15 protein-coding genes are annotated in these 24,598 nt (G+C 64.9%); 5 read left to right on the top strand and 10 right to left on the bottom strand.

What is annotated here, in order from left to right; translation table 11 throughout:
• The first annotated feature begins 245 nt into the window (after positions 1–245).
• The gene (locus EB812_RS01700; RefSeq protein WP_242621156.1) at positions 246–2,231 is read left to right on the top strand and encodes an autotransporter assembly complex protein TamA; all 1,986 of its coding nucleotides are present in this window, start codon (positions 246–248) and stop codon (positions 2,229–2,231) included.
• Positions 2,231–6,739, top strand: a complete 4,509-nt coding sequence (locus EB812_RS01695) for a translocation/assembly module TamB domain-containing protein (protein WP_130957753.1) — start codon at positions 2,231–2,233, stop codon at positions 6,737–6,739. The genes EB812_RS01700 and EB812_RS01695 overlap by 1 nt, the downstream gene beginning before the upstream one ends.
• Positions 6,740–7,025: 286 nt before the next feature.
• Here the strand turns inward: EB812_RS01695 and EB812_RS01690 are convergent, their stop codons facing one another.
• Together EB812_RS01690 and EB812_RS01685 are read right to left on the bottom strand one after the other, a co-directional pair.
• Entirely contained in the window at positions 7,026–8,459 is a 1,434-nt protein-coding gene (locus tag EB812_RS01690; protein WP_130957752.1) for a diguanylate cyclase, read from the bottom strand.
• A 355-nt stretch (positions 8,460–8,814) separates the two neighbouring features.
• Entirely contained in the window at positions 8,815–10,860 is a 2,046-nt protein-coding gene (locus tag EB812_RS01685) for a cache domain-containing protein (protein WP_118229580.1), read from the bottom strand.
• 456 nt (positions 10,861–11,316) lie between these two features.
• On the opposite strand from EB812_RS01685, the gene EB812_RS01680 reads away from it, so the two are divergent.
• A complete protein-coding gene (locus EB812_RS01680; protein WP_118230286.1) occupies positions 11,317–13,074 on the top strand; it encodes a methyl-accepting chemotaxis protein in 1,758 nt (585 codons plus the stop codon).
• Positions 13,075–13,083: 9 nt separating this feature from the next.
• A complete protein-coding gene (gene thiF, locus EB812_RS01675) occupies positions 13,084–13,689 on the top strand; it encodes a sulfur carrier protein ThiS adenylyltransferase ThiF (RefSeq protein ID WP_118230287.1) in 606 nt (201 codons plus the stop codon).
• Between the two features lie 374 nt (positions 13,690–14,063).
• Here thiF and EB812_RS01670 read toward each other — a convergent pair whose 3' ends face one another.
• The 3 genes from EB812_RS01670 to EB812_RS01660 all read right to left on the bottom strand — a co-directional run bounded on the left by EB812_RS01670 (position 14,064) and on the right by EB812_RS01660 (position 17,298).
• Positions 14,064–14,561: a HyaD/HybD family hydrogenase maturation endopeptidase gene (locus EB812_RS01670; protein ID WP_118230288.1), complete on the bottom strand. Its 498-nt coding sequence runs from the start codon at positions 14,559–14,561 to the stop codon at positions 14,064–14,066.
• A gap of 99 nt (positions 14,562–14,660) precedes the next feature.
• Entirely contained in the window at positions 14,661–16,340 is a 1,680-nt protein-coding gene (locus EB812_RS01665; RefSeq protein WP_118230289.1) for a nickel-dependent hydrogenase large subunit, read from the bottom strand.
• 10 nt (positions 16,341–16,350) lie between these two features.
• Positions 16,351–17,298, bottom strand: coding sequence for a hydrogenase small subunit (locus EB812_RS01660; RefSeq protein ID WP_118230290.1), 948 nt, complete (start codon positions 17,296–17,298; stop codon positions 16,351–16,353).
• A gap of 555 nt (positions 17,299–17,853) precedes the next feature.
• Between EB812_RS01660 and EB812_RS01655 the strand changes: the two genes are divergently transcribed.
• Complete coding sequence (locus tag EB812_RS01655) at positions 17,854–19,119, top strand: O-acetylhomoserine aminocarboxypropyltransferase/cysteine synthase family protein (RefSeq protein ID WP_130957751.1); 1,266 nt, start codon at positions 17,854–17,856, stop codon at positions 19,117–19,119.
• A gap of 413 nt (positions 19,120–19,532) precedes the next feature.
• On the opposite strand, the gene EB812_RS01650 is transcribed toward EB812_RS01655, so the two are convergent.
• The 5 genes from EB812_RS01650 to rfbF are packed head-to-tail and all read right to left on the bottom strand — an operon-like array spanning position 19,533 to position 24,422.
• On the bottom strand, positions 19,533–21,011 hold the full coding sequence (locus EB812_RS01650) for an ATP-binding cassette domain-containing protein (RefSeq protein WP_118230292.1): 1,479 nt from the start codon (positions 21,009–21,011) through the stop codon (positions 19,533–19,535).
• Between the two features lie 23 nt (positions 21,012–21,034).
• Positions 21,035–22,015, bottom strand: coding sequence for a prenyltransferase (locus tag EB812_RS01645; RefSeq protein ID WP_118230293.1), 981 nt, complete (start codon positions 22,013–22,015; stop codon positions 21,035–21,037).
• Positions 22,012–22,521, bottom strand: a complete 510-nt coding sequence (locus EB812_RS01640; protein WP_242621155.1) for a dTDP-4-dehydrorhamnose 3,5-epimerase — start codon at positions 22,519–22,521, stop codon at positions 22,012–22,014. The genes EB812_RS01645 and EB812_RS01640 overlap by 4 nt, the downstream gene beginning before the upstream one ends.
• 1 nt (position 22,522) lies before the next feature.
• Entirely contained in the window at positions 22,523–23,638 is a 1,116-nt protein-coding gene (gene rfbG / locus EB812_RS01635; RefSeq protein WP_130957750.1) for a CDP-glucose 4,6-dehydratase, read from the bottom strand.
• 19 nt (positions 23,639–23,657) lie between these two features.
• Positions 23,658–24,422 (bottom strand): glucose-1-phosphate cytidylyltransferase, encoded by a 765-nt coding sequence (gene rfbF, locus EB812_RS01630; RefSeq protein ID WP_118230295.1) that lies wholly within the window; start codon positions 24,420–24,422, stop codon positions 23,658–23,660.
• Positions 24,423–24,598 lie beyond the last annotated feature (176 nt).

Here is a 24,598-nt window from a genome sequence, read left to right as displayed (position 1 = left end):
GGTTCGGAACGGTGAACAGCCTTCCCGAAAAGGGGTTCCGCACCCCTCTTGTCGTGGTACCAGAGCGGTGCGGCCTTGCCAAGTGGCCTGGCTGCATAGAGTTGCGAATGTTTCTTGCTTACAGGCAAAGAGCTGCGTATAGTAATCGCATGAGTTTGTGCCGCAGCGATCATAGGTTCTGTGCCCTCCTGCCGCGCCGCCGCTGCTGTGGTGGTTTGTCGGCGCGGGCGCGGCGGACCTGGGCTTTGCTGTGGCTTTTGCTCTGGCCGGTGCTGGGCGGCTGCGGCCTGCTTGCCGCCAAGGACGCCGCGCCGTCCGATCCCGCGGCTGCCGGAGCGGGGCAGCCCGGTGGGGACGCGGCCAGGGACGAAGCCGCCTGGGAGGGCGAGCCCATCCCCTATAAGGTCAGGATTGTGGTGCGGGAGCCCGTTGACAAGGAAGCTGGGGGACTGGCCGACAAAATGCGCGATCTGAGCCAGCTGGAGCAACTCGTCAAAGAGCCGCCGGACAGTCTGTTGGCCCTGGAGCGGCGCGCCCGCCTGGATGTGGACACGGCGGGGCAGCTCCTGCAGTCCCAATGCTATTACGAGGGCACGGCCGCCTTCAGTCTGGACCAGGAAGCCAGGCCCGTGACGGTGACCCTGTCCCTGCAGCCCGGGCCGCGCTACACGCTGGGCGCGGCGGACGTGATCTATGAGCCGGAACCCGTGCTGCCCGAGGCTTTTCGTAACCGCGTGCGTGAAACGGGCTTCTGGGGGTGGGAGACGGAGCCCGTGCCGCCGCCCAAATTTCCCCGCACCCTGCCCGGCGTCCTGGTGGGGGAGCCGGTGACGGCTTCAGACATGCTGTCGGCGGTGGAGGCCCTGCCCCAGAGGCTGCAAAAGCGGGGCTACCCCCTGGCCGCAGTGGCGGACGCTCATTACAGCCTGGACAGGGAAAAACGGCAGCTGCTGGCGCGCATTGTGATCCGCACCGGGCCCCCTGCACTCATGGGCGGGGTGACGGTGCGCGGCAATGAGGACGTCAGCGCGGCCTATGTGCAGCGTCTGGCCCCCTGGCAGCCGGGGGAAGACCCCTGGAACGCGGATAAGGTGGAAGACTACGCCAACCAACTGCGCGCCCTGGGCATTTTTCGCACAGTGGAGGCCCGACCGCAGACAGCGGCCCTTGCCGCCGGTGCGGATGGCGGGGCGCGGTCCGGAGCCGACGGCCTGGCCGTGCTGCCCGTGGAAGTGGAGGTGGCCGAGGCCCCCTTCCGCTCCGTGGGCGGCAGTGCCCGCTATGATACAGATACGGGCCTGGGCGTGGAAGGCTTCTGGCAGCACCGCAATCTCTTCGGCAACGGCGAAAAGCTCACTCTTACCGCGCCCATAGCCACCGAAACCCAAGGCCTTAAAGCGGCTTTCGAGAAGCCTGCTTTTTTTGGCCGGGAGCAGCGCCTGCTGGGTTCGGCCTCGGCCCTGCGCGAAAACACCCAGGCTTACGAAAAGATCGCCGGCAACGCCGGGGCGGATGTGGAGCGCCGTCTTTCCCGGCACTGGTGGGGCAGTCTGGGGCTGGGCGGCGAGAGCGGTTCCATCAAGGATAATGAGCGCGACGCCCAGGGCTACGGTTTTTTTGGCCCGCGCGCAGGCCTGCGGCGCGATTCGCGCAACAATATCCTCAATCCTACGCGTGGTTCGGAACTTTTTGTCAAGTTCCGGCCGTACACAGGCTTTTATGAGGAATCTTTCAACGCCCTGGGCGGCAGCGTGGGCGGCAGCGCTTATTATGCGCCTTTTCGCACGGCTAAGGGGCGGCCGGACGATGTTCTGGTTCTGGCGGGCCGGGTGGAGGCCGGGGGCCTTGCGGGCGCGGATCTGCGCACCATCCCCGCCAGCCTGCGCTACTATTCGGGCGGAGCGGGGTCTGTGCGGGGCTACGCCTACCAGTCGCTGGGCCCGCGCGACAGCGGGGGCGACCCCCTGGGCGGCCGCTCCTACCAGGTGGTCAACCTGGAGGCCCGCTTTAAAGTGGCGGAAAACGTCGGCCTGGTGCCCTTTCTGGACGGCGGCATGGTCTACAGGGACGAACTGCCGCGCATTTTGGGCGACATGAACTGGGGCACGGGTCTGGGCCTGCGCTACTACACGCCCATAGGCCCCCTGCGCCTGGACGTGGGCGTGCCCCTGCAGCCTGTTGACGGCGACCCGCCCGTACAGGTCTACATAAGTATAGGACAGTCTTTCTGATGGCGGCTCCCACTCCTCCCCGCTTTCCGGACGCCAGCCCCGACGTCCGTCCCCCGCAGCCGTCGGCTCCCGTCGGCCCACCGGCTTCCGGCCCGGCCCGGCCCCCTGTCCGGCCCCGCGCCTGGTGGCGGATCTGGCGCGTCCTGTGGCGTGTGCTGGCGGGCCTGGTGCTGCTGCTCGCCCTGGTTGCGGTCGGCGCGGTGCTGGCCCTGCGCAGCCCTGCGGTGCAGGGCTGGCTGGTGGAACGGATCAATGCCGCCCTGGACCGGCCTGTCACCCTGGACGCCGGTTCTGTTCCGCCGCCCGGCGCGCCTGCGGAAGCGCCCGCCGCGCCGGAAGGTCTGCGCGTGCGCATCACCAGTCTTGCGGGCCCGCTGCCCTTCGGCGCACAGCTGGGGCTGGAGCTGTACGACGGCCAGGGCCTCTGGCTGCGGGTGCCCAGCGTGCGCTTTGTCTGGGACTGGCAGGCCCTGCCGGGGGCTTTGCGCATTGCGGAACTGCGCGTGCAGAATGCGACATTGCTGCGGCGGCCACAGCTGCCGCCCGGCCCGCCGCCGGAGCCTACGCCTCCGCTCACTGAAGCGGGCTTGCGGCAGTTGTTGGGGCAAGCGGTGCGGGCAGCGGCGCAATTGCCCGGCTGGCTGCCCCAGGTGCGCCTGGAGGAAGTGGCCCTGGAAAACGCGCGTCTGCCCGCTGACCTGCTGGGCGCAAGCCTGCCGCCCGCGCCCGGGCCGTCTGCATCGGCGCTGTCCGGGCCGGAGAACAGTTCATCGGAGCAAGGGGCGGCTGCAAAGAGCCCGTCGGCGAAGGTTGCGCCCGAAAAACTGACGTCCGAAAACAACGCGGCAGCACAGGCCACACCCGTGGGCGACGGGGCGGCCCTTGCAAATCCGGCCCCGGCCGCGCCGCAGACTTTACGCGTGGATCTGACACTGCAGGCGCAGGCGGGGACGGCAGGCGCGCACCTGCGCGCCATGGCCACGCTGGCCCCAACCACGGGCGCGGCCTTCTTTTTGAGCGGCGCCGTCTGCGCCGCCGCGTCACTGCAGGCGGAAGCGGCTTTGACCCCGGTCCGGCAGGGGGGGCGCGCGTCCCTCAAGGCCACGGCCTCCCTTACGGCCGCCCTGACCCCGGCACCCGCCGGAACCGCGTCGCAGGCCGCCGGCCTGCCCGCCGCTGTGCTGGCCCAAGGCGCGGCCCTGACCTTGGGCCTGGAGGGTGGGCTCACCGCACCTGAGGACGCGGGTCCGGCCACAGGGCTTTCCGCCGGGCTTACAGCGTTGCGCCTGACTGCGGGGCCGCTGCAGGTGGACGGCCACGCCGTCTGGACCAGCCCGGCCACAGGTTCCTGGCTGAGCGGCCCTCTGGATCTGGCCTTGGGCGTGGGCCTGACCCCGCCTGCCGCGGCAACTCCGGCGACCACAACCACGCAGGCAGCATCCGCTCCAGCTTCGGGCGAGGCGTCCGCCGTTGCCGCCGCGCAGGGCGTCGCCTCACCCCTGGATATGCTGGGCGCGCCCCTGCGCCTGGACCTGACCGCCCAGGGGCCGCTGGCAGCGCCCCGCACCCTGCTCACGCTGGACTGTGCAAATGTGCGCGCCGGGGGCCACAGCCTGACAGGCACAACCCTGCGGCTTGCGGCCGAGCCCCTGCGCTGGACAGCGCTGCTGCCGACGCCGGCCGACGTCGCGGCTCCCGCCGAAAGTGCGCAGGTCAGTGCCTCCGGCAGTACGGCGGCCGCAGTTTTGCAACCTGTCTCCGCGGCCGGGGAGCGGGGCAACGGACCGGATGAGCCCGATGCCGCACCCGTTGTTGCGCCCGTCGCGACCGGGGCTTCTTCGTCGGCCGCCGCTCCGGAGCTGACCGTGACTCTGGACCTTGTCGGCGCGCTGGACGGGCGGGCACTCAAAACCCATGCCGTGCTTTTTGCTGCGCGCGCGGGCACGGACCTGCGTGCGGGGCTGCGTGAACTTTCCAGCCTGACGGCGGGTGTGGCGGCTACGGGCGCTGTGTGCGCCGTACTGCCGCAGGGCAACCCCTACCCCGCGCTGGACGGGGAGCTGAGCGTGCGCGTGGCCGACTGGCAGGCCCTTGCCGCTCTGCTGCCCGGCGCACGCCTTTCCGGCGAGGCGGCCCTTTCCCTGCAGCTGCGTTCCCAGGCCGCTACTTCCTCCGGTTCTTCCACGGATGCGTTCCGCCCCCCGGCGGCGCAGCCGTCTGCGGCCACAGCGGTGGCGCAGGCCGTTCCACCGTCTCCCGCCCCGCAGCCTTCAGGGCTGCAGACGTCCTCCTTGCCGTCGACGTCCACCGCGCCCGTCGCCCCCGTGCCCGCAGTGCAGGGGGTGACGTTGGGCTGGCGCGTGCCGCGTCTTGTCTACACGGCGGCGGGGGCGGAGCCTTTGCAGGTGCGTGGGCTTGCGGGCACGGTGCGGCTGGCGGACCTCTGGGGCAAGGCCCTGGCCGAGGCCAGCCTGGACCTGACGGAGTTGCGGCAGGCCGCCTTGCAGCTGGGGGCGCATCTGCGCGCCCAGGGTTCACTGCACGGCCCCCTCAACGCCGAACTGCGGACCAGCGGCTTTGTGGTCGCGCATACGGCCTTGCGCTGGCAGCCCGGCAGCGTTGTGGTGGACCGCCTGGAGGCCCGCCTGGAGAAGAAAAAGCTGGGCTTCACGGCGGCTCCCGGTTTGCAGCTGCGCTACGGCGAGGACGGCTTCGGCCTGGAGGGCCTGGACTTGCGGCTCAGCCCTTCGGGGCGGCTGCGGGCGCAGGGCAGCAAGGACGCAACGGGGATGACGGCGCGGCTCTCTTTGGAAAATCTGGATTTGACCCCCTGGCGAACCCTGGCGGAGGCCGTGCCCGAAGGCGTGGTGGCGGCGCAGGTCCAGTTCAGCGGCAAGGCCGCTGCCCCTGGCGGCGACCTGCGCCTGGAGGTGCGGGATCTGCGGCTGCCCAACAGCCCGCTCAAGCCCCTGCATTTGACCCTTACAGGCAAGATAGAGCGCGGCGGTGGGGATGCCCTGGCCCTGCGTCTGCTGTTGGACCCGGAAAGCGTGCGGGCTCTGGGCGGCAGCGTTTGTCGGTTGGAGGCGCGTTTGCCTCTGCGGTTTGGGCCGGACGGTCTGCCTACGCCAGATATGCACGGCCCCCTGAGAGGGGTGGTGCGTTGGAAGGGGGCGGTGGGGCCGCTTTGGAGCCTGGTGCCCGTGGCGGACCAGCGCCTGGGCGGACAGCTGGATCTTTCTCTGGATTTGGGCGGCAGTCCGGCAGCCCCGGCGGTCAAGGGTTTTGTGCAGATGGACGGCGGCCGCTACGAAAATGTGCAGCTGGGCGCGCAACTGCAGGACATCAACCTGCGGGTGGATCTGGAACAGCAAGGCATGAAGCCGGGCAAGGCCCGTCTGCGTCTGGCCGCGGCCGACGGCCTTGGCGGCAGCCTGCGGGTCACGGGCCAGGCCGGCCTGGACGGTGCGGGCCTGGATATTGTGACGGTTCTGGACCGGCTGCGGCCTTTGCGGCGGCGCGACGTGCGCGTGGACCTTTCTGGCCGAGTCGCGGTAACGGGCACGGCTGCGGCCCCGGAAGTGCGCGGTGAAGTGCGCGTGAATCAGGGCGAAGTCTGGCTGAACAAGCTGGCGGTAACGGGCACGGTGACCACCTTGCCCCTCAGCGAGGCTCCGGCCCCGGCGGCGGCCAAATCCGCCGCATCTCCGCCTTCAACCAAGGGCGCGCCACCGGCCAAAGCCACAGAGCCCGCCGGTCTGCTGGACCTGCGCCTGGTCATGCCCGGCCGGTTTTCCGTGGAAGGGTACGGGCTGAAGAGCGTCTGGCGGGCTGACATGCATGTGGGCGGTACGCCCGCCGCGCCCATCATTGACGGTCAGGTGGAGGCGGCCAGAGGCAGCCTGGACTTCATGGGCAAAAATTTCAAGTTGTCGCGCGGCCGGGTGGGCTTTGCCGGCGGTTCGCCCGGCAACCCCATGCTGGATCTGCTGCTGAGCAATGAAACGCCGGAGCTTACGGCCTACATTGCCCTCACTGGCACCGCGCGCAAACTGCAGCTGGCGCTGCGTAGCGAGCCGGAAATGCCCAGGGACGAGATCCTGGCCCAGATTTTGTTTGGCAAGAGCACCAGTGAACTGGGGCGGCTGGAAAACCTGCGCCTGGCCGCAGCCGTGGCCCAGTTGGCCGGTTTTGGCAGCGGCGGCGGGGGCAGCTTTTCAGATTTGGGTCGCAAGACGCTGGGCGTGGATGTGCTGCGCCTTAATACGGACAGCGGGCGGAGCACGTCCGGCGGGTCCGGCGAGAACAGTGAGGATATGACCGCCGGCGCTTCTGTGGAAATGGGCAAATACCTTACAGAAGAGCTTTATGTGGGCGTACAGCAGGGCATGAAGCAGGGCAGTACCGCCTTCATCATCCAATGGGAGCTGACCTCGCGCGCCAACCTGGAGTTGCGCACGGAAGAGGGCGGCACCTGGGGCGGCTTTCGCTGGAAGTACAATTACTGAGCGCGTTGCCCGCGCGGTTCGGGGCTTTTCAACTTTGAAAGGCCTTGGCGGTTGTGTAAGCAGGCGCCCGTCACGCAGGTTAAGCGCAATGTCTTTGTGTCGTTAAGCGCTAACGAGCGTGTCGTAAACTTTGAGAAGACAATTCCCAAGGGTGCGCTGCTCTAGAGCCGTTAGCGAATGAAATGAGCTAACGGCTCTGCAAGGATTTTCTTGAAAATCCTTGCCACGAAATGCGAGAAGGCAGGCTTTTGCCTGCCGTAAGCGAGCATTTCAAGTGTTAAATGCTCTAGGGGCCGGGTGGGGCCGAAGAGCTGACTATACAGCAGTTGCGGCCCTGGTCCTTGGCCTCATACATAGCCCTGTCCGCCCGGTCTACCCACTGTTCCAGACTTTCGTGGGGGGCGCGTACGGCCACGCCGATGCTGACGGTCATGGTCAGGCCCTTGGGCATGGGTTCGGCTTCCACGGCCAGGCGGATGCGTTCGGCCGCGTTGTGGGCCGCCTCCAGGGGCATGTCCGGCATGAGGACGACAAACTCTTCACCGCCGTAGCGGGCCAGCACGTCGGATTTGCGCAGGTTTTGCATCACCACATGGGTGGTCCGCTGCAGCACCGCGTCGCCTACGGCGTGGCCGTGCTGGTCATTGACGGCCTTGAAGCCGTCCAGGTCAAAAAAGAGCATGGCCAGGGGGCGGCCGCTCCGTTCCGTCAAGGCTATTTCTTTGCGAGCCTCGGCATACAGGTACAGCCTGTTGTGCGTCTTGGTCAGATAGTCGTGGGTGCTGAGGAATCTGATTTCCTGTTCCCTGCGTTTGCGTTCTTCAATATTGCGGCTGACGCCCACCGCTTCCACGTCCCCTTCCTGATTGATCAGATATTTGACTTTGTATTCTACCCACACGGCGCTGCCGTCCACGCGATACTGCTGAATTTCACTCTGTGAAACGGGTTCTGTAGTGGGGTTTTCCCGCAACTTGCGCACGGCATTCTGCATATTGCGTTTAATGTTGTCCAGATACTGCGGCAGTACAATATTATGAAGAGGCATGGTGAGCAGAGTTTCGGCCTCCTGCCCGGTGAGCTGCTTGAGGCCTGGGCTTGCATAGAGAAATCGTCTCTTGCTGACATTGTACATCCAGATGAAGTCCACGGTATTTTCGGTAATAAAGCGGAATTTTTTTTCGCTTTCGTCCAGGGCCTGGAGGAGCTTTTCCAGCCTCTGGTTTTTTTCGTGGATTTCAGACACCCTTTTGGCGTTCTGATTGAGCAGGTTCTGCATTTTGAGATTGCCCTCAATGAGGGCGCGCATTCGTTCAATAAGTTCAGTGACTTCTTGCGAAAAGTGGTGTTCTTTGCTGTCCAGCAGGCAAATGGTGCCAAAGGGCGTGCCGTCCGGGTAGCGCACGGGAAAGCCCAGGTAGGCCACCATGTGGCGAGCCAGGTCGGGATTATGGTCCCATTGGGGGGATTGCAGCGCGTCCGGAACCTGCAAAGCCTGCTGCGACCGGATGACGTGCTCGCAGTAGAGCCCGGAGTCGGGCAGGCTGGTCGTTTCGCCCGCCCGGTAGGGATTGCCCTTGGTGCGGCTGGAAACCAGCACGGTGAGGGTGTTGTCCCGCAGACCCATGATGAGGCCCACGGGCACCTTGGCGATATGGGCAATGAGGTCGACGATCCTCTGCCATTCCGGCAAAAGCTCTGTGGACAAAGTCTGGTTCATGGCGCGGTTCCTGCAAGCCGGGTGTGTAAAACGTTTGAACTGAGAATGATAGCTAGGAAGTATTCGACCCGTCAAGACCGAAGCGCCGCACGGAGGAGCGGAACGGGCGGATGCGCGTCAAGGCGAGTCATGGAGCAGATTACCTTTGAGAATATGTCTTCTCAAAGTTTACGGCACGCTCATTCCGGCGCTTACCCGCGCAAAGACATTGCGCTGCTGTCCTCATCCGCAGCGCCCGCGTCACAACAGCTGCAGCTGCGTTTGTGCCTCTATGGCGGGCGTCTGCTTCCGCAACCGCCAGGGCATTGCAGCGCTGCAATGCCCTGGATGTGCCGGCTGCCTTAGAGCGCTGCGGTCAGATGGGCAGCCGCATAACGCAGTACATGTCGTTGCGGTAGCGATTGTCGCGTTTGTATTCGCGGTAGCCGCGCGAACGCGCACAGCCCATGGCGTAGAGCACGCCCGCCTGCGATTCGAGATAGGAACGGCTTTCGCCTTCGTCCAGGGTCAGCCATTCCTTGTGGAGGCGATAGGCCGCGCCCGGAGGCAGGTCCGGCAGAGAAGAGGCGATGACGGTGCCCCCGGCATCCACAAACAGGCCCGCAGCGCCCTTGCGCACCACGCCTTGCGCGTCTTTGGGCAGGGTTTCCTGCAGCATGCCGCCAAACTGGGGCAGGGCGTCGAACACAATGCCTATGCCGCCCACGGGCCTGCCCCCCTGCAGAGGAAAGACCGGCGCGCTGTAGATGTAGGTCGGCTGCGGCTCGCCTGCAGGATGGTAGAGATCGGTGGGCCGAAAGGCGGAAACGGCGTAGTCTTCCGGGTGGTCCAGGCTCAGGGTTCGGCGTGCGTAGTCTTCGGCCACCTGGCTGCCGTAGCGGAAGCGTTCCGCCTCCTGCGAACAGGCCAAGATGTTCCCTTGGGCGTTGTAGAGAAACAGGTTGGCATAGACCGTGTAGTAGCTGTTGATGTAGGCGAGGATGCCTTCCAGTTGCCGCAGATCCTGCGGGTCCAGGGCGGGCTTGGCCAGAGCGGCGCGGAAGTCGCGGGTCAGGGCCCACCAGCGGCAGTCGTTGGCGCGCTCGTAAAGGTTGCGGTCCATGATTTCCACGGTGATGGAGGCCAGAAAGGCCGCGTCGCGCAGGCGCGAGGCCGTAACCGTATTGAGCAGCCCGTCGGTAAAATAGTGGAATTCGCGTTCCATCTGGCCGCCCATCTGGCGTACGGCGTCCAGAATGGGCGGCAGGGCCTGGGCCGCGCCGCGTTCTTCTTCCTTGGCGTTGGAGCTTTGGCGGGCGGCCATGATCTGCCCATTCTGGGCGGCCAGAGTCAGGTCGCCCAGCACATCCCCGGCCTGTTCTTCAATGCTGATGAGCTGGCTGGAAAATTCGGCTTCGCGCCGCACCAGGGCCGTATCCAGGCCGGTTTCCGCACGGCGGCGGGCAAAGGCGCTGTAGGCCCCGCGCAGCACATGCGCCTGCCAGTGCTGGCCCGTATAACCCTGATAGCCCGCTGAACTTCGGGTTACCGCCAGCCCCGTTTCGTTGCCGAAGCGGGTCACGGCATAGCCGTCCTGGGGCGAAGGGCGGTAGCGGCGGCCCAAGGGGGCCAGGGCCTTGTCGCTGCCGGCAAAGGCTGTGCCCTGGTCGTCCAGCAGCAGAATGACCATGTCGTCGGCAAAGCGGGACAGCCCGGCGAAAAGATCCGCCACCTCGCCGTCCATATCAAAGACCAGGCAAAGCACGCCCAAAGGAGCGCTTTCGCCTTCCGCACGGATGGCGTGGGCGTAGACCAATGCCGCACGGCCGTCCAGAACCAGATCCGTCTGGCCGAAGGCTTCCACATATTCATGCGAGGCCAGGGCCTGGGCGATAAGCGGGTCGCACGAACGGCGTACGGGCCGGCGCGTGTCCAGCTGCACGCGCACATTACCGTTGGGGTCCAGAATGAGAATATCCTGGTACACCGTGTAGTTGGCGCGATAGGCGGCCAGCCGCTCGCGCATGGCTGCCGCGTCCGGCCGGGGATGACAGAGAAAATGGACAATATCCGCGTCGGTGGCCAAAAAACTCACGTCCGCCGTGCGTTCGTAGAGATTACGCTTGATGATGTCAATGGCCACCTGGGCCACGGGGGCCATTTCCCGGATAGCCCTGTCCAAAGATTTTTCGGCCAGCATGGCGGAGAGGTTTTGCCGCAGGGCGGCAAAGGTGTCTCTGGTCTTGAAGATGAAGTCGAACAGGGTGGCCGCAATGGCGTTGCAGTTGATCTTGCCTGTCAGGGCAATCCAGGTCCACTTGCGTTCCAGCTGGGCAAAAACATCCTGGCAGCGCCGGATTTCCGGCATAAGGGGAAGGAGGGTCTTCAGCGAGGTCTGCGTGCGCGTTCCGGCGTCCGACATGGGGAACTCACTTTTTTGCGCGGCCGTAGAGCCGCATGAGGGATTGTCATTTTCAGCGTTGCGTCCGTTTGTCAGCAAAGGCCATGCCAATACGCCGTCGGCGCGGCAGCGGCCTTCGCCGCGTCATGCCCGCGCGTGGGGCTGCAATTATTTTGTACTGAAAAAACAAAATTGTATTGTTTTCGCAGTGGGCTGCGGCCGTGCAGCGTACGGATATAGAAGCCTCTCATCGACCGGGGGAGCCAAAGCATAAGGGGCAACAACGCGATTTGCGCAGATTTTTACTAAATGTCGTCTGCTGCGGCCTGTGTGGCGTCACCCTGGGGGTAATGGCATTGTGATTGCAGCCGAAAAGGAAAAGTGCAAAAAATATCCACGCAAACGTTTTTTTTACGCTGCCGGGTGCGGCCCGGATTTTGCCGACGGCCGTCCTGAAATATGCGCTGGAGAACGCCCATGAAATTGAGCACCAAGCTGGCCTTATCGTTTTGCTGCGTCATCACCGTGCTTCTGGTGCTTTCTGCGGCGGCGTTGCGCAATATTGCCGCCATGAACGAGCGCATCGACGAAATGGACGCCGTCTGGCTGCCCTCGGTCATTGCTATCCAGTCTATGAACGTGGACCTCAATGCCGTGCGGGCCGACCTGGCCTCTATCCTCTCGCAGACCTATGTGGATGAAATCCGCAAGTACGAAAAAAGTCTGGCCGCTTCCCTGGCGGACATCCAGAAGAACTATGCCCTCTATGCCACCCTTATTGATGTGCAGCCGGCGGCTTCGGACAGCCGCGACAAGGCGCTCATGGCCCGCATTGCCGATTTGTCCAAAGAAGAGGACGCCATCCGCGCCAAACTGGTCAAAAATATGCTGGACGGCCGTCGCGGCCCGGCTAACGCCCTGTTCAACAGCAAGTACCGGCCCGTATTCGACGAACTGGGCAAAACCTACGCCCAGGCCGTGGAGCTCAACGTCACGGGCAGCCGCGAAGTGGCGCGGCAGGCGGCGGAAATCGGCCAACGCGCCCGCCGCATGACGGTGGCCCTGGCCCTGGCCGCCGTGCTCATCAGCCTGGGCATTGCCTGGCGCATCACGCGTTCCGTGGGGCTGCAGTTGGGTAAGGATCCCGGCGAGCTGGCCGTCATTGCCCGGCGGGTGGCCGAAGGAGACTACAGCTATAACGACGACGGACCCAAGACCGGGGTGTACGCCCACATGACGGCCATGGTGGCGGCCCTGAAAAAACATATGGAACAGGCCCGCCGCGAATCGGAAAACGCGCGAGCCCAATCCCAAAAGGCCACGGCAGCTCTGCAGCAGGCCGAAGAAGCCGGGGAGCAGGCCGCGGAACGGACCCAGGCCATGCGCGAAGCTGCCCTGCGCCTGGAAGAAGTGGCCCAGGTGGTTTCTTCGGCCTCTTCCGTGCTGGCCGCGCAGATCGAGCAGTCCGACCGGGGCGCGCAGGAAACCTCGCAGCGCCTTTCCGAGGCCGCCACGGCCATGACCCAGATGAACGCCACTGTCCAGGAGGTGGCCAGAAACGCGGCCGCAGCCTCCGCAGCCTCTGCCGAAACCCGTGAAAAAGCCGAAAGCGGCGCTGCGGTGGTGCGCCGTTCGCTGCAGAGCATCGACGCCGTGCAGCACGTTTCTTTGGACCTCAAGGCAGATATGGCCCGACTGGAGGAGCATACCCAGGCCATCAGCCGCATTATGGGCGTTATTTCAGATATTGCGGATCAGACTAATCTGCTGGCCCTCAACGCCGCCATCGAGGCCGCCCGTGCCGGCGAGGCGGGTCGCGGCTTTGCCGTGGTGGCCGACGAAGTGCGCAAGCTGGCTGAAAAGACCATGGCCTCCACCCATGACGTGGGCGCGGCTATTCAGGCCATCCAGGGCAGCGCTTCACAGAGTGCGGCTTCGGCTGACAAGGCGGTGGAGCAGATCGGTGCGGCCACAAACTTTGCCCGTCAGTCCGGCGATGCGTTGGAGGCTATCGTCAGCACGGTGGAAACCACAGCTGACCAGGTGGGGGCCATTGCCGCGGCCAGTGAAGAGCAGTCCGCCGCCAGCGAGGAAATCAACCGCACCATGGGTCAGGTGAGCCAGATGTCCGCCCAGACCGCCCAGGCCATGACCGAAGCCGCCCGGGCCGTGGCCGACCTGGCCGCCCAGACCCGCAACCTTATGGACCTCATGGGCAGCCTGCGCGCCCAGTAGGGAAATCCCATGCCCAATCTTCTGCACACCGGTCTGGAACGTTACTTCACCCCGGAACAGCGCGCCCGACTTAGCGCCGCGCGGGTGGGCGTGGCCGGGGCCGGGGGCCTTGGCTCCAACGCCGCCCTCATGCTGGCCCGCTGTGGCCTGGGGCATCTGCTGCTGGTGGATCACGATCTGGTGGAGGCTTCCAACCTCAATCGCCAACAGTACTGGCCCCGCCATGTGGGCCGCCCTAAGGTGGAGGCTCTGGCCGAATTACTGTGCGAACTCAACCCCGATCTGGACGTCCAGACCCGCCAGGAACGCCTTACGCCCCAAAACCTGCCCGCAATCCTGCCCGTTTGCCCCATCTGGGTGGAAGCCCTGGACGGCCCGGACGATAAAAGCCTGCTGGTGGAAAACGCTTTGCTCTTGGACCGCCGCGTGGCCAGCGCCTCCGGCATGGGCGGCTGCGGCGGCGCGCCCATGAGCCGCCGCAGCTTGGGCAACCTTGTTCTTGTGGGCGATTTTACTACCGATATTCTTGTGGCCCCGCCTCTGGCCCCCCGCGTTACCGAAGCCGCCGCCCTCCTGGCCGACGCCGTACTTGAGATGATCCTGGACGGAGAATAGGCAGAGGGAAGGTTTTTTGTGGGGGGAAGGGAACTTTTGTGTACAAAAGTTCCCTTCCCCCCCACGCCCCCATCCTTCAAAAAAACTTTCTCTTTTAGAGTAGTTAACACTTGAAATGCTCGCTTACGGCAGGCAAAAGCCTGCCTTCTCGCATTTCGTGGCAAGGATTTTCAAGAAAATCCTTGCAGAGCAATTAACTCATTTCATTCGTAAACTGCTCTAAGTAACGGCACAGATGCGTCCTGTCGGCCCAAGGGCAGGGCGCTGTCCTGGCCTGGGTATGTCCTGCGCAGTGCTGTGGAGGAATGAAAGTTTTTGGTGGCGGGGGCGTGGGGGAGGCCCCTTTTTTCAAAAAAGGGCCTCCCCCACAAAAGTTATGTTGTCTGCAACGGTGTGGCCTGGGCGAGGCCGCGTTCCTGCAGCAGGGTAACGACCTTCCGGCAGAATTGGGGCAGCAGGGCGGCGGCCTGCGGGGTGAGTTCCGGCTGCATGGTGTGGTAGTCAAAGGGCTGCAGCCCCACGACAATGGCGTCCACCTTGTGCCCGGCCATTTGGCAGGTAATGAGGGTGTCCACCAGGTCGGTCTGGTGCATGGAATCGCGGAAGCTGAGGCTTTTGCGCAGGTCTTCGCCTTCAAGAAGGTAGGTGGCGCCGGGGGCTTCGGGGCCGAGCACCACGTCCAGCACCACGAGTTTGTCACAGTCCATGAGAGTGCTCATGAGCCTGAGGCCCATGGTGCCGCCGTCTTCCAGGCTGACGTGTTCCGGCCAGGCGTAGTGCTGCTGCAGGTATTCCACGGCGCGCACGCCAAAGCCTTCGTCGGTCATCAAAATGTTGCCCACGCCGAGGATGAGCACGCGCTGGTTGTTCATGGGCTGTCCTTGGAAAGGGATGTTTTGGGGGCGCAAAGCCCTGGCCGGTAAAAAAAGAGCGGGGGCCGGAGCCCCCGCTCGAGGGAATGCGGTGGTCAGTTACAGCACGCGGAACTTGTGCACCTCGTTGGTTTCTCCGTCAATAACGTGCACGGCGCAGGCCATGCAGGGGTCAAAGGAGTGCACGGTGCGCAGAATTTCCACGGGGCGTTTGGGGTCGGCCACAGGGGTGCCGATGAGGGCTTCTTCCACAGCGCCCAGCACGCCTTTGTCGTCGCGGGGGCCAAGATTCCAGGTGGAGGGCACCACCAGCTGGAAGTTGCCGATCTTGCCGCCTTCAATGCGCATCCAGTGGGAGAGGCCGCCGCGCGGCGCGTCCACAAAGCCCACGCCCTTGGCGTCGGCGGGCACTTCGTAGTTTTCAACAATCTGCTTGTCTTTGGCGATGTTTTTTTCGTACTCGTCCAGCCATACGCCGGTCTGCTGGGCAATGGCCAGGGTCTGGATGCCGCGGGCTGCGGTGCGGCCCAGGGTGGAGAAGAGGGCCTCGGGGCCCACGCCCAGGGTCTTGAGCACATGGTCCACCATGGGTTTGATGACCTTGTGGTTCTGGCCGTAGGCCACCAGCATCTGGGCCAGAGGGCCGGTTTCCATGGAATGGCCGTCGTAGCGCGGGGCCTTAAGCCAGGAGTAGCGGTCCGTGTCACCCATCTTGGTGAAGGCGGGCTTGGTTTCGCCCTCATAGGGGGTGCGGGCGGTTTCGCCTTCGTACCAGCTGTGGCGGACGTGTTCGGCGATCTTGGAGGGGTCGAAGCTCTGCACGTCACCGATTTTGCGATCATAGATGATGCCGGGCCGGTACCAGCGCTTGTTGAGGTCGCGCTCGCCGCCGGCGAAGGGGAATTCGCCAAAGGCCATGAAGTTGGTGGTGCCGCCGATGCCTGCCCAGTCTTTGTACGCACCGGCTACCATGAGCAGGTCGGGAATGTAGACCTGTTCCACAAAGGCGCGGGCCTTCTTGTACAGTTCGCGGAATTCTTTGATACGTTCGGGCTTGAGGGCGTCGTAGCAGGTCACGCCGCCGCCCACGGTAAACTGGGTGTGGGGGTTTTTGGCGCCGAACACGGCCATGCCGCGGGCCACATCCACCTGCACGCGCAGGGCTTCAAGGTAGTGGGCCGTGGCCACCAGGTTGGCTTCGGGCTCCAGGTAGTAGGCGGGGTGGCCGCCCAGGAAGTAGGCGTTGGTAAAGGGGCCGAGCTGGCCGCTTTCCACAAAAGTCTTCAGTTTGGCCTGCACTGCGGCCAAGTCGGCGGCCTTGACCTTGCGGGGCGAAACGGATTCGGCCAGCTTGGCGGCCTTGGCCGGGTCGGCCTGCAGGGCGTTGGCCACATCCACAAAGTCCAGGGCGTGCAGGTGGTAGAAGTGCACGATGTGGTCGTGCATGAACTGCATGGCCAGCACCAGGTTGCGGATATAGGTGGCGTTGGCCGGTATGGGCTTGTTGATGGCGTCCTCAAGGCAGCGGGTGGAGGCCAGGGCGTGGGTGTAGGTACAGACGCCGCAGGTGCGCTGGGTAAAGTGCTGGGCGTCGCGCGGGTCGCGGCCCTTGAGGATGAGTTCCAGCCCGCGGAAGAGGGTGCCGCAGCTGCGGGCGTTTTTGATCTTGCCGCCTTCCACTTCCACTTCAATACGCAAATGCCCCTCAATGCGGGTCAGCGGGTCCACCACAATGGGACCGGTGTAGCTGCTCTGGGGCGTCGCTTTAACTTGGCTCATGGTTTACCCCCTAGTTCTGGTAAAACGGCGTCATATCGTCCCAGAAATTGGGCTCACTGCAACCGATGCAGGGATGCCCGGCGCCCACAGGCCAGTTGGTCGCATTAAAGAGGACCTTGGGACAGTTGTTGTACGTCTCCGGCCCTTTGCAGCCCACTTCGTAGAGGCACCAGCCTTTGCGCGCTTCTTCGGAATTGAAGGAGGGCGCAAATTCGCCGGCGTCGAAGTGTTTGCGGCGTTCGCAAAGGTCGTGCACGCTCTGGCCGTAGAACATGGTGGGGCGACCCAGTTCGTCCAGGTCGATCTTCTGGCCCTGGAGGAAGGCCACCAGCGCACCTACCATATTGAGGGGGTTGGGGGGGCAGCCAGGGATGTTGATGCCCTTGACGCCCAGGTCGGCAAAGCATTCATTGACGCCCTTGGCGGCGGTGGGATTGGGCTTGGCGGCCTGTACGCCGCCGTAGCAGGCACAGGTGCCGATGTTTACCACGGCCTTGGCCTTGGGCAGGATGCCCTTGCAGATATCGTACATGGTGTGCCCGGCGATGTAGCCGAACTTGTTGTCCTGCGCGGTGGGGATGGCGCCTTCCACCATGCAGACAAAGCCGTTGGGGTTGGCCACGGCGGCCTGCAGGGCTTCTTCGGCGGCGTCGCCGGCGGCGGCCATGATGGTTTCGTGGTAGTCGAGAGAAATGGTGTCCAGAATGACGGCGTCAATAAAGGGCTTGTAGGTGCGCAGCAGCGCTTCGGAACAGCCTGTGCACTCGGCGCAGTGCAGGTAGACCACCGAGGGACGGCGGCCCGTGAGGGCGGCGGCCACTTCGGAAGCAAAGGACGGCCCGAACCCCATGGTTACAGCCACAGCCGTACAGAACTTCATGAAGTCGCGGCGGCTGATGCCCTGGCGTTCCAAACGCTCGTCCCCGTCTTTTTTGCCCAGACCCACGGCAATACGCATAATAGCCTCCTGGCAAAAGTGAATAAGGCTTGCGATGCGGGCTCTGCCACAGAGCCCTAGTGCGGCGCGAAAAAAACCTCACGCCGTCCACGTCGCGGCAGCCCGTGGCCCGACCGGCACAAACCGGCGCCCCGGCGGCGCTGCCTGTAACAAGATAAACCCGGAAATGGTCGGCGCGCGGCATTGCAGAGCCGCAACACGACAGCGCCCCCGTGCCCCACGGCAGCGCCGTCCGCCATTGTCGTAACCATATACCCCAGGTGCAGTGCGGTCAATACAGTTACGCGGAAAATGCGGGCGAAATGCGCGGGGCGAGCGGCTGGTTACGACAAGTGGGCGGCTTGAAGCGGAAGGAGGGCGGGCAAGGGCGTCACGGCGTGTTTTGCGGCGACAGGGGCGCGGGGGGCGCCGGGGATGTTCTGCCTTACGCGCACGGTATGTTGGAGGCCGCCGCAGGCACGGGCGGTTGCCTCCGGCGCGGCCTTGGGCTAGGCTTGTCCGGCTGCAGTATCGGCCAAAAACATCCGGAATTTTTTACAGGATATAGAGGAAGGAATGAAAACCGAATCCCTTTGTCTGCACGCGGGTTACGAACCCGGCAACGGCGAACCGCGCGTGCTGCCCATTGCGCAGAGCACCACCTTCAGGTACGCCACCACCGCCGAGGTGGCCAAGCTCTTTGATCTGGCCGAGGCGGGGTTTTTTTATTCCCGGCTGGGCAACCCCACAGTGGATGCCGTGGAGCGCAAAATTGCCGCACTGGAAGGGGGCGTGGGCGCGCTCTGCACCTCCTCCGGCCAGGCGGCCAGCATGCTTTCCGTGCTTAACGTGGCCCGATCGGGCGATCATGTGGTCAGCGCCTCCAGCATCTACGGCGGCACGTTCAACCTGTTTGCCGTCACCCTCAAGCGCATGGGCATTGAGGTGACCTTTGTGGACCAGAACGCCACGGACGCCGAGCTGGAAAAGGCCTTCCGCCCGGAAACCCGCGCCGTGTTCGGCGAAACCCTGTCCAACCCTTCTATGGACGTGCTGGACCTGGAGCGTTTTGCCAAGCTGGCCCACCGTCACCGGCTGCCCTTCATAGTGGACAATACCTTTGCCACGCCCGTGCTCTGTCGGCCCTTTGAATTCGGGGCGGATATCGTGGTGCACTCCACCACCAAGTACATGGACGGCCACGCCCTGCAGGTGGGTGGCGTCATTGTGGACAGCGGCAATTTTGACTGGGCCTCCGGCAAGTTTCCGGAATTTACCGAGCCCGACCCCTCCTACCACGGGCTGATCTACACCAAGGCCTTCGGCCAGGCCGCCTATATCGTCAAGGCCCGCGCCCAGCTCATGCGCGACATGGGCTGCTGCCAGACCCCGCAGGGCGCGTTTTACATCAACCTGGGGCTGGAAACCCTGCCCCTGCGTATGGAACGCCACTGCCGCAATGCCGAGGCCGTGGCCCAATGGCTGTGCGGTCAGCCCGCCGTGGACGCGGTCAACTATCCGCGTCTGCCCGGCCATCCGCACAAGGCCCTGGCGGATAAATACCTGCCCAAGGGCTGCAGCGGCGTCATTGCCTTTACCCTCAAAGGCGGCCGCGAAGCCGGGGCCCGTTTTATCGACAGCCTCAAAATGGTTTCCCTGGAAGTGCACGTGGCCGACATCCGCACCTGCGTGCTGCACCCGGCCAGCTCCACCCACCGCCAGCTCACGGACCAGCAGCTTGCGGACGCGGGTATCTCCCCCGGCATGGTGCGGCTCTCTGTGGGTACGGAGCATCTGGACGACATTCTGGAGGATTTGGGCCAGGCGCTGGCGCAAGTGTAGGCCTTTGCAGCGTTGCAAGGCCCTGGCGCTTGCGTAGGCAGACGCCCGCCGTCTGCCCGCGGCGTCGAGGACATTGACGCGGCCGTAAAAGACGTCCGGTCCGGTCCGGGGTTGTACTGTACGTACTGGCCTCGTTCCGGTCCGGACGTCTTTCTGTCAAAGCGCAGCAGATAAAACCCGGGGCCTGCCGTGGCAACGTTCTCCAACAGGTCGTGAAAAGCGTATATTCACGGGGTTGTGCTGCGCTGCAATGCTTGAGGGCGTTGCCGGCGGCCGGTTGCGCCGCCGCTAGAGCATTCAACACTTGAAATGCTCGCTTACGGCAGGCAAAAGCCTGCCTTCTCGCATTTTGTGGCAAGGATTTTCAAGAAAATCCTTGCAGAGCAGTTAGCTCATTTCATTCGCTAACTGCGCTAGATCAGGACGCGCAGTCGGCCGTCTTCCATGCGGGCTTCGCGGTTGATGCACAAAGGCGCATCTTCACTGTGGTGGGAAACAAAGACCAGGTGCAGGCCGCGGGCGGCCAGCTGGTCCAGCAGGCGCAGATAGCGGGCGCGGCTTGGCGCGTCCAGCCCGGAGCAGGGCTCGTCCAGCAGCAGAATGTCCGGCCCGCCGGCCAGAGCGCGGGCCAGGAACAGGCGGCGCAGCTGTCCGGTGGAAAGCTGGCGGATGGAGCGGCCGGCCAGGCACGTCAGCCCCGCCGCGTCTTCTTCGGGAAACATGAAGGCCATGTGGCTGGCCGCCTCGGCCCGTTCGGCCGGGGTAAAGCGGCGGTAGACGCCGATGCTGTTGTCAAAGCCGGTGCAGACCATGTCCCCGGCCGTAAGGGTATAGCCGTACAGAGCCTGGGAGAGATCGGAAACCAGGCGTACGCCCCGGCGCACCTGGGCCAGGGTGGTTACCGGGCCGCCCTGACCGGGCAGCCAGTATTCCAGCCGCCCTCCGGCGGCCACAAATTCGTCCCCGGCCAGCAGCCGCAGCAAGGTGGATTTGCCGGAACCGTTGGCTCCGGTGATGCGCCAGTGTTCGCCCCGGTGCAGGCTCCAGGTGATCTGGTGGAGCGTCTCCTGCCGGTCAATGAAGACCGTGGCCTGTTCCAGATCCAAAAGGACATGTCCCCGCGCCTCAGGAGCCGTAGGGGGCGCGGGCGCCACCGGCGCAATCGCGGCGACGCTGTCCGCAGCGTATTCTTCGGCGGGCGGGGCCGTAAGCAGGCGGCCTCGGCGCAGGTAGCGGCGTTCCGCGCACCAAGCGGGTATCTGGCTGGGCCGGTGGGCGCTCATGACCACGGTGCAGCGCGCGGCGTGTTCTTCCAGCACGTCAAAAAAGATTTGTCTGTGCCGGGAGTCCAGGCCCTCGGCGCATTCGTCCAGTAAGAGCAGTTCCGGCGCGCGCAGCAGGGCGCGGCCCAACAGCAGCAGGCGCAATTGCCCTTGTGAGAGGGTGGGCATGCGCCGTTCCAGCAGGCCCTGGGCCTGCAGGCGATGGGCCATGCCCTCCACAGCTTCTTCCCGGGCGGGCTGGGGTGCGGTGTAGAGCAGGGGCGTGTCGGCAAAGCCCGTGAGCAGCAGGTCGCGGCCCGTGAGATCCCAGCCCTGCCGTTGGTAGTTTTCCTGCTGGGCGGGGGAAACCAGGGCGGTCATGGCCCGGCCGGCCAGCGGGGCTTCCTCCGGGCCTTCGGGGCCGTGCCAGAAAATGTGGCCGGCAGCGGGCCAGAGTTCGCCGCGCAACAGCCGCAGCAAGGTGGATTTGCCCGAACCGTTGGGCCCCAAGAGGGCGCAGTGGCGGCCCTGCTCCACAGTCCAGGCGATATGGTGCAGAACGAGGGTCTGACTGGCGTCGCCGGGCAGAAACAGGCTGACGTCTTCAAGAGTAAGCAGAGGTGCGGACATGGCAGAATCCCGGAAAGCGTTTTTCAGGCCAGGGCCACGCCAATGATAAGGGCGAGCCCGCTGCTCAGATAGCACAGGCGCACCAGCGCGCCGTGCTTGTCCAGGGGCAGCCAGTCGCCCTGGCCGGCAGCGGCGATGTGGGCGCGGGCCTTGGCGTAGAGGGGCAGGGCAGCCAGAGCCAGGAGCACGGGCCAGCCCGCCAGGCCCACGGCCCAGAGGTTGCCCAGCAGCGCCCAGACCGCCGGCCACCAGAGGGTGAACAAAAAGGCGGCGCGGGTTTTACCCAGGCTGTTGGCCAGGGTGCGTTTGCCAACGGCCGCATCTGTGTCGATTTCGGGCAGACTCTGGTAGTAGAGCACGCCCGCCACCATGAGGCCCACGGGCAGGGCCAGGGCCAGGCTGCGCGGGTCAAAGCGCCCCAGCAGCAGCGTTGCGCCGGCGCCCACAATAATGAAGCCCATATTGCAACAGACAAAAACTTCGCCCAAGGCACGGTGCCCGTAGCGGATGGGCGGGGCCACATAAAAGACGGCTGAAGCCACGGCAAAGAGGCTCACGGCCCACAGGCCGGGCCGCAGCGCGGCGGGCGCGCCGCAGATGAGGATGCCGCCCACGGCCAGAGTGGCCGGGGTGAGCAGGAGCAAGGCCGCACTGAGCTGGCGCGGGCTGATCAGCCCGCTCTGGATGACCCGCGAACCGCCGATATTGTCGCCGCCGTCCACGCCCAGAATGTGGTCAAACAGATCGTTGGCAAAATTGGCGATGGTCAGACCCATGAAACAGCCCAGCAGCAGCAGGGCGAACACGCCCCATTGGCGGGAGGACAGAACGCCCTGAACCTGAAAGGCAAAAGCCAGGGCCAGGGTTACGGGAATGGCGGCGGTGATGAAAAAGGGCGGGCGGCAGGCCTGCCACCAGGCGCGCAGGCGCAGGCGCGGGGCAAGGGGCGGCGCGTCGGCCGGGCGGGACTGCCAGGCGGCGCGCAGCAGGGCGCGGCAGGTCATGACGCAGCCCCCTCTGTCCAGCGGTAGGGAATGCGCTCCGAATCCCACGGCAGGCGCTCGCCTTCGGCGGGGTCGTGGGGGATGTCCGGGCAGTTGCAGATCAGGGCCGGGCCGGGCCCCACGGCGGTGAAGCCGTACCACACGCCCAGAGGAATGCACAGCAACTGGTAGTGCTCCGGCCTGCCCAGCAGCAGCTTCTGCAGGGCCCCCCGGCTGGGAGAGCCTGGCCGGTCGTCGTAAAGCACGATGCTGAGCAGCCCGACGGGCACGGCAAAGCGCTGGGTCTGGCGGGTATGGCGCTTCCAGGCCTTGACGTGGCCGGGCAGCGTTTCGGAAAAATAGACTTCGCCCACGCGGCCTTCTTCGGGCCAGAGGGCGCAGCCCGGCCGCAGCATGTGCAGCACTGGTCCTCCGGGCGTGGGGATGGCGGCCAGGGGCTGGAGCAGGGCGTCCGCTATGCCCGCGTCGCGAGCCAGGCTTTCAGGATTCTCGCTGTGCGCGGCCATGTCAACGTATCCAGATCTGGCCGCGCTGCTCGGCGGCGTTGACGTAGGCCGCTATCTGCCCCAGGGTATAGTCCAGCATGCGCTGGGGCTGTTTGCCGCCTTCGCCGTGGTAGAAGCTCTGGTACCACTCCGCCGTGTAGCGGATGGTTTCCTCAAAATTCAGGGTGGCCTTCCAGCCCAGATGGGCCAGGGCTTTGTCGCAGCAGAGCTTGAGCAGTGTGCATTCCTTCATGCCCGCCTGGCCGGAGGCGTCCATTTCGCTTTTGAAATGGGGCCAGTGGCGGCCCAGGGCCTGCACCACTTCGGCCACAGTATTGTTGACATCCGCGGCCGGGCCGAAGTTGTAGGCCTGACCGCGCAGGTCAAAGGGGCTGTTCTGGCCCGTCAGCAGGCGCGCGCCCAGCCAGAGGTAGCCTGAAAGGGGCTCCAGCACCAGCTGCCAGGGCCGCGTGGCCCAGGGGCTGCGGATGCGTACGGGCTCACCGGCGGCCCAGGCGCGCGCGCAGTCCGGCACGATGCGGTCCTGGGCCCAGTCGCCGCCGCCAATGACGTTGCCCGCGCGCACGGTGGCGCAGGCCGGGCCGTCCTTGAAAAAGCTGGTGAAGTAGGAATGGGCAATGATCTCCGCGCAGCCTTTGGAGGCGGAATAGGGGTCGCTGCCGCCCAGGTGGTCGGTTTCGCGGTAGCCCCAGACCCATTCGTCGTTGCGGTAGCACTTGTCGGAGGTGATCATGACCACGGCGCGCACGTCGGGGCAGGCGCGCACGGCCTCCAGCACGTTGAGGGTGCCCAGGGCGTTGGCCTCGAAGGTGGCCGCCGGATCCTCATAGGATTTGCGCACCAGGGCCTGGGCCGCCAGGTGAAAGACCACTTCGGGCCGGAATTGGCGCAGGGCGCGGACCATGCCTTCGCGGTCGCGGATGTCGCCGCGCAGGTCGGCCTCCAGATGCGTGCCCAGGCCCATGGCCTCGTAGTGCGAGGGGCTGGTGGGCACGCCGTCGGCAAAGCCCGCCACCACCGCGCCCAGGCGGGTGAGCCAGGCCGCCAGCCAGGAACCTTTGAAGCCCGTGTGCCCGGTGACCAGCACCCGGCGTCCTTTATAGGCGTCTGCAAACATATGCCGCTCCTTGCGCGCGTCAGGCCCAGAAGGCGCGGCCCGAATCCCACAGTTCGTTGAGGAAGAGCGAATCCCGCAGGGTGTCCATGCACTGCCACTGACCGGGATGCGCATACATGGAAAGCTGCCCCTCGGCGGCCAGGCGCTGCAGGGGTTCTTTTTCCAGATCGCAGCTTTCGTCTTCGCTCAGGTAGTCCAGAAACTCCCGCTTGAAGACGAAAAAGCCGCAGTTGATATACTCGTTGAGCAGGGGCTTTTCTTCCCAGGAAAGGATCTTGCCTGCGGCGTCCGTGCGCACGGAGCCGAAACGCGAAGGCATGCGCACGCCCGTGAAAGTGCCCATGCAGCCCGACTGCTCGTGAAAGGCAATGAGCTTGTTCAGGTCGATATCGGCCACGCCGTCGCCGTAGGTGACCATAAAGCGGTCCGTGTCAATATATTTGGCCACCCGCTTGAGGCGGCCGCCCTTGAGGGTTTCCTGCCCGGTGTCGCAGAGGGTCACCCGCCAGTCTTCCGCATGGTTGGGGTAGACCGTGAGCGCGCCGCTTTTGAGGTCCACAGTAAAATCCGTATTGCGGATATTGTAGTCGTGGAAATACTGTTTAATGACCTCCCCCTTGTAGCCCAGGGGCAGGATAAAGTCCTTGAAGCCGAAGCGGGCGTAAATGGACATGATGTGCCAGAGCACGGGACGCCCGCCGATCTCCACCATGGGCTTGGGCTTGACCGAGGTTTCCTCGCGCAGGCGCGTGCCCTTGCCGCCGCATAAAATGACGACTTTCATGTAGGCCTCCTTGGCCGGCCGCGTGCAGCGCGGCGCGTGGCCTTTGTGTAGCAGATGCCCGTCAGGAATAAAAGCCCCGGCAGGTGTGCCCGGCGGCGCGGTTCTGGGGGCGTGGGGGCGCCGGGCGGCGCATTGTCAGCGGGCGGCGTTGGCGCTACCCTAATAGTCGCCCCGCA

The organism is Desulfovibrio legallii, assembly GCF_004309735.1.
GTDB classification, from domain to species: domain Bacteria; phylum Desulfobacterota; class Desulfovibrionia; order Desulfovibrionales; family Desulfovibrionaceae; genus Desulfovibrio; species Desulfovibrio legallii.
The sequence above is the reverse complement of the archived record's forward strand: the minus strand, read 5'-3'. Positions and strand labels throughout refer to the sequence as shown.

Excerpts from the sequence above, each read along its gene's own strand:
- EB812_RS01695 (WP_130957753.1), top strand. The coding sequence starts at position 2,231 with ATGGCGGCTCCCACTCCTCCCCGCTTTCCGGACGCCAGCCCCGACGTC.
- EB812_RS01690 (WP_130957752.1), bottom strand. The coding sequence starts at position 8,459 with ATGAACCAGACTTTGTCCACAGAGCTTTTGCCGGAATGGCAGAGGATC.
- EB812_RS01685 (WP_118229580.1), bottom strand. The coding sequence starts at position 10,860 with ATGTCGGACGCCGGAACGCGCACGCAGACCTCGCTGAAGACCCTCCTT.
- EB812_RS01680 (WP_118230286.1), top strand. The coding sequence starts at position 11,317 with ATGAAATTGAGCACCAAGCTGGCCTTATCGTTTTGCTGCGTCATCACC.
- thiF (WP_118230287.1), top strand. The coding sequence starts at position 13,084 with ATGCCCAATCTTCTGCACACCGGTCTGGAACGTTACTTCACCCCGGAA.
- EB812_RS01670 (WP_118230288.1), bottom strand. The coding sequence starts at position 14,561 with ATGAACAACCAGCGCGTGCTCATCCTCGGCGTGGGCAACATTTTGATG.
- EB812_RS01665 (WP_118230289.1), bottom strand. The coding sequence starts at position 16,340 with ATGAGCCAAGTTAAAGCGACGCCCCAGAGCAGCTACACCGGTCCCATT.
- EB812_RS01660 (WP_118230290.1), bottom strand. The coding sequence starts at position 17,298 with ATGCGTATTGCCGTGGGTCTGGGCAAAAAAGACGGGGACGAGCGTTTG.
- EB812_RS01655 (WP_130957751.1), top strand. The coding sequence starts at position 17,854 with ATGAAAACCGAATCCCTTTGTCTGCACGCGGGTTACGAACCCGGCAAC.
- EB812_RS01650 (WP_118230292.1), bottom strand. The coding sequence starts at position 21,011 with ATGTCCGCACCTCTGCTTACTCTTGAAGACGTCAGCCTGTTTCTGCCC.
- EB812_RS01645 (WP_118230293.1), bottom strand. The coding sequence starts at position 22,015 with ATGACCTGCCGCGCCCTGCTGCGCGCCGCCTGGCAGTCCCGCCCGGCC.
- EB812_RS01640 (WP_242621155.1), bottom strand. The coding sequence starts at position 22,521 with ATGGCCGCGCACAGCGAGAATCCTGAAAGCCTGGCTCGCGACGCGGGC.
- rfbG (WP_130957750.1), bottom strand. The coding sequence starts at position 23,638 with ATGTTTGCAGACGCCTATAAAGGACGCCGGGTGCTGGTCACCGGGCAC.
- rfbF (WP_118230295.1), bottom strand. The coding sequence starts at position 24,422 with ATGAAAGTCGTCATTTTATGCGGCGGCAAGGGCACGCGCCTGCGCGAG.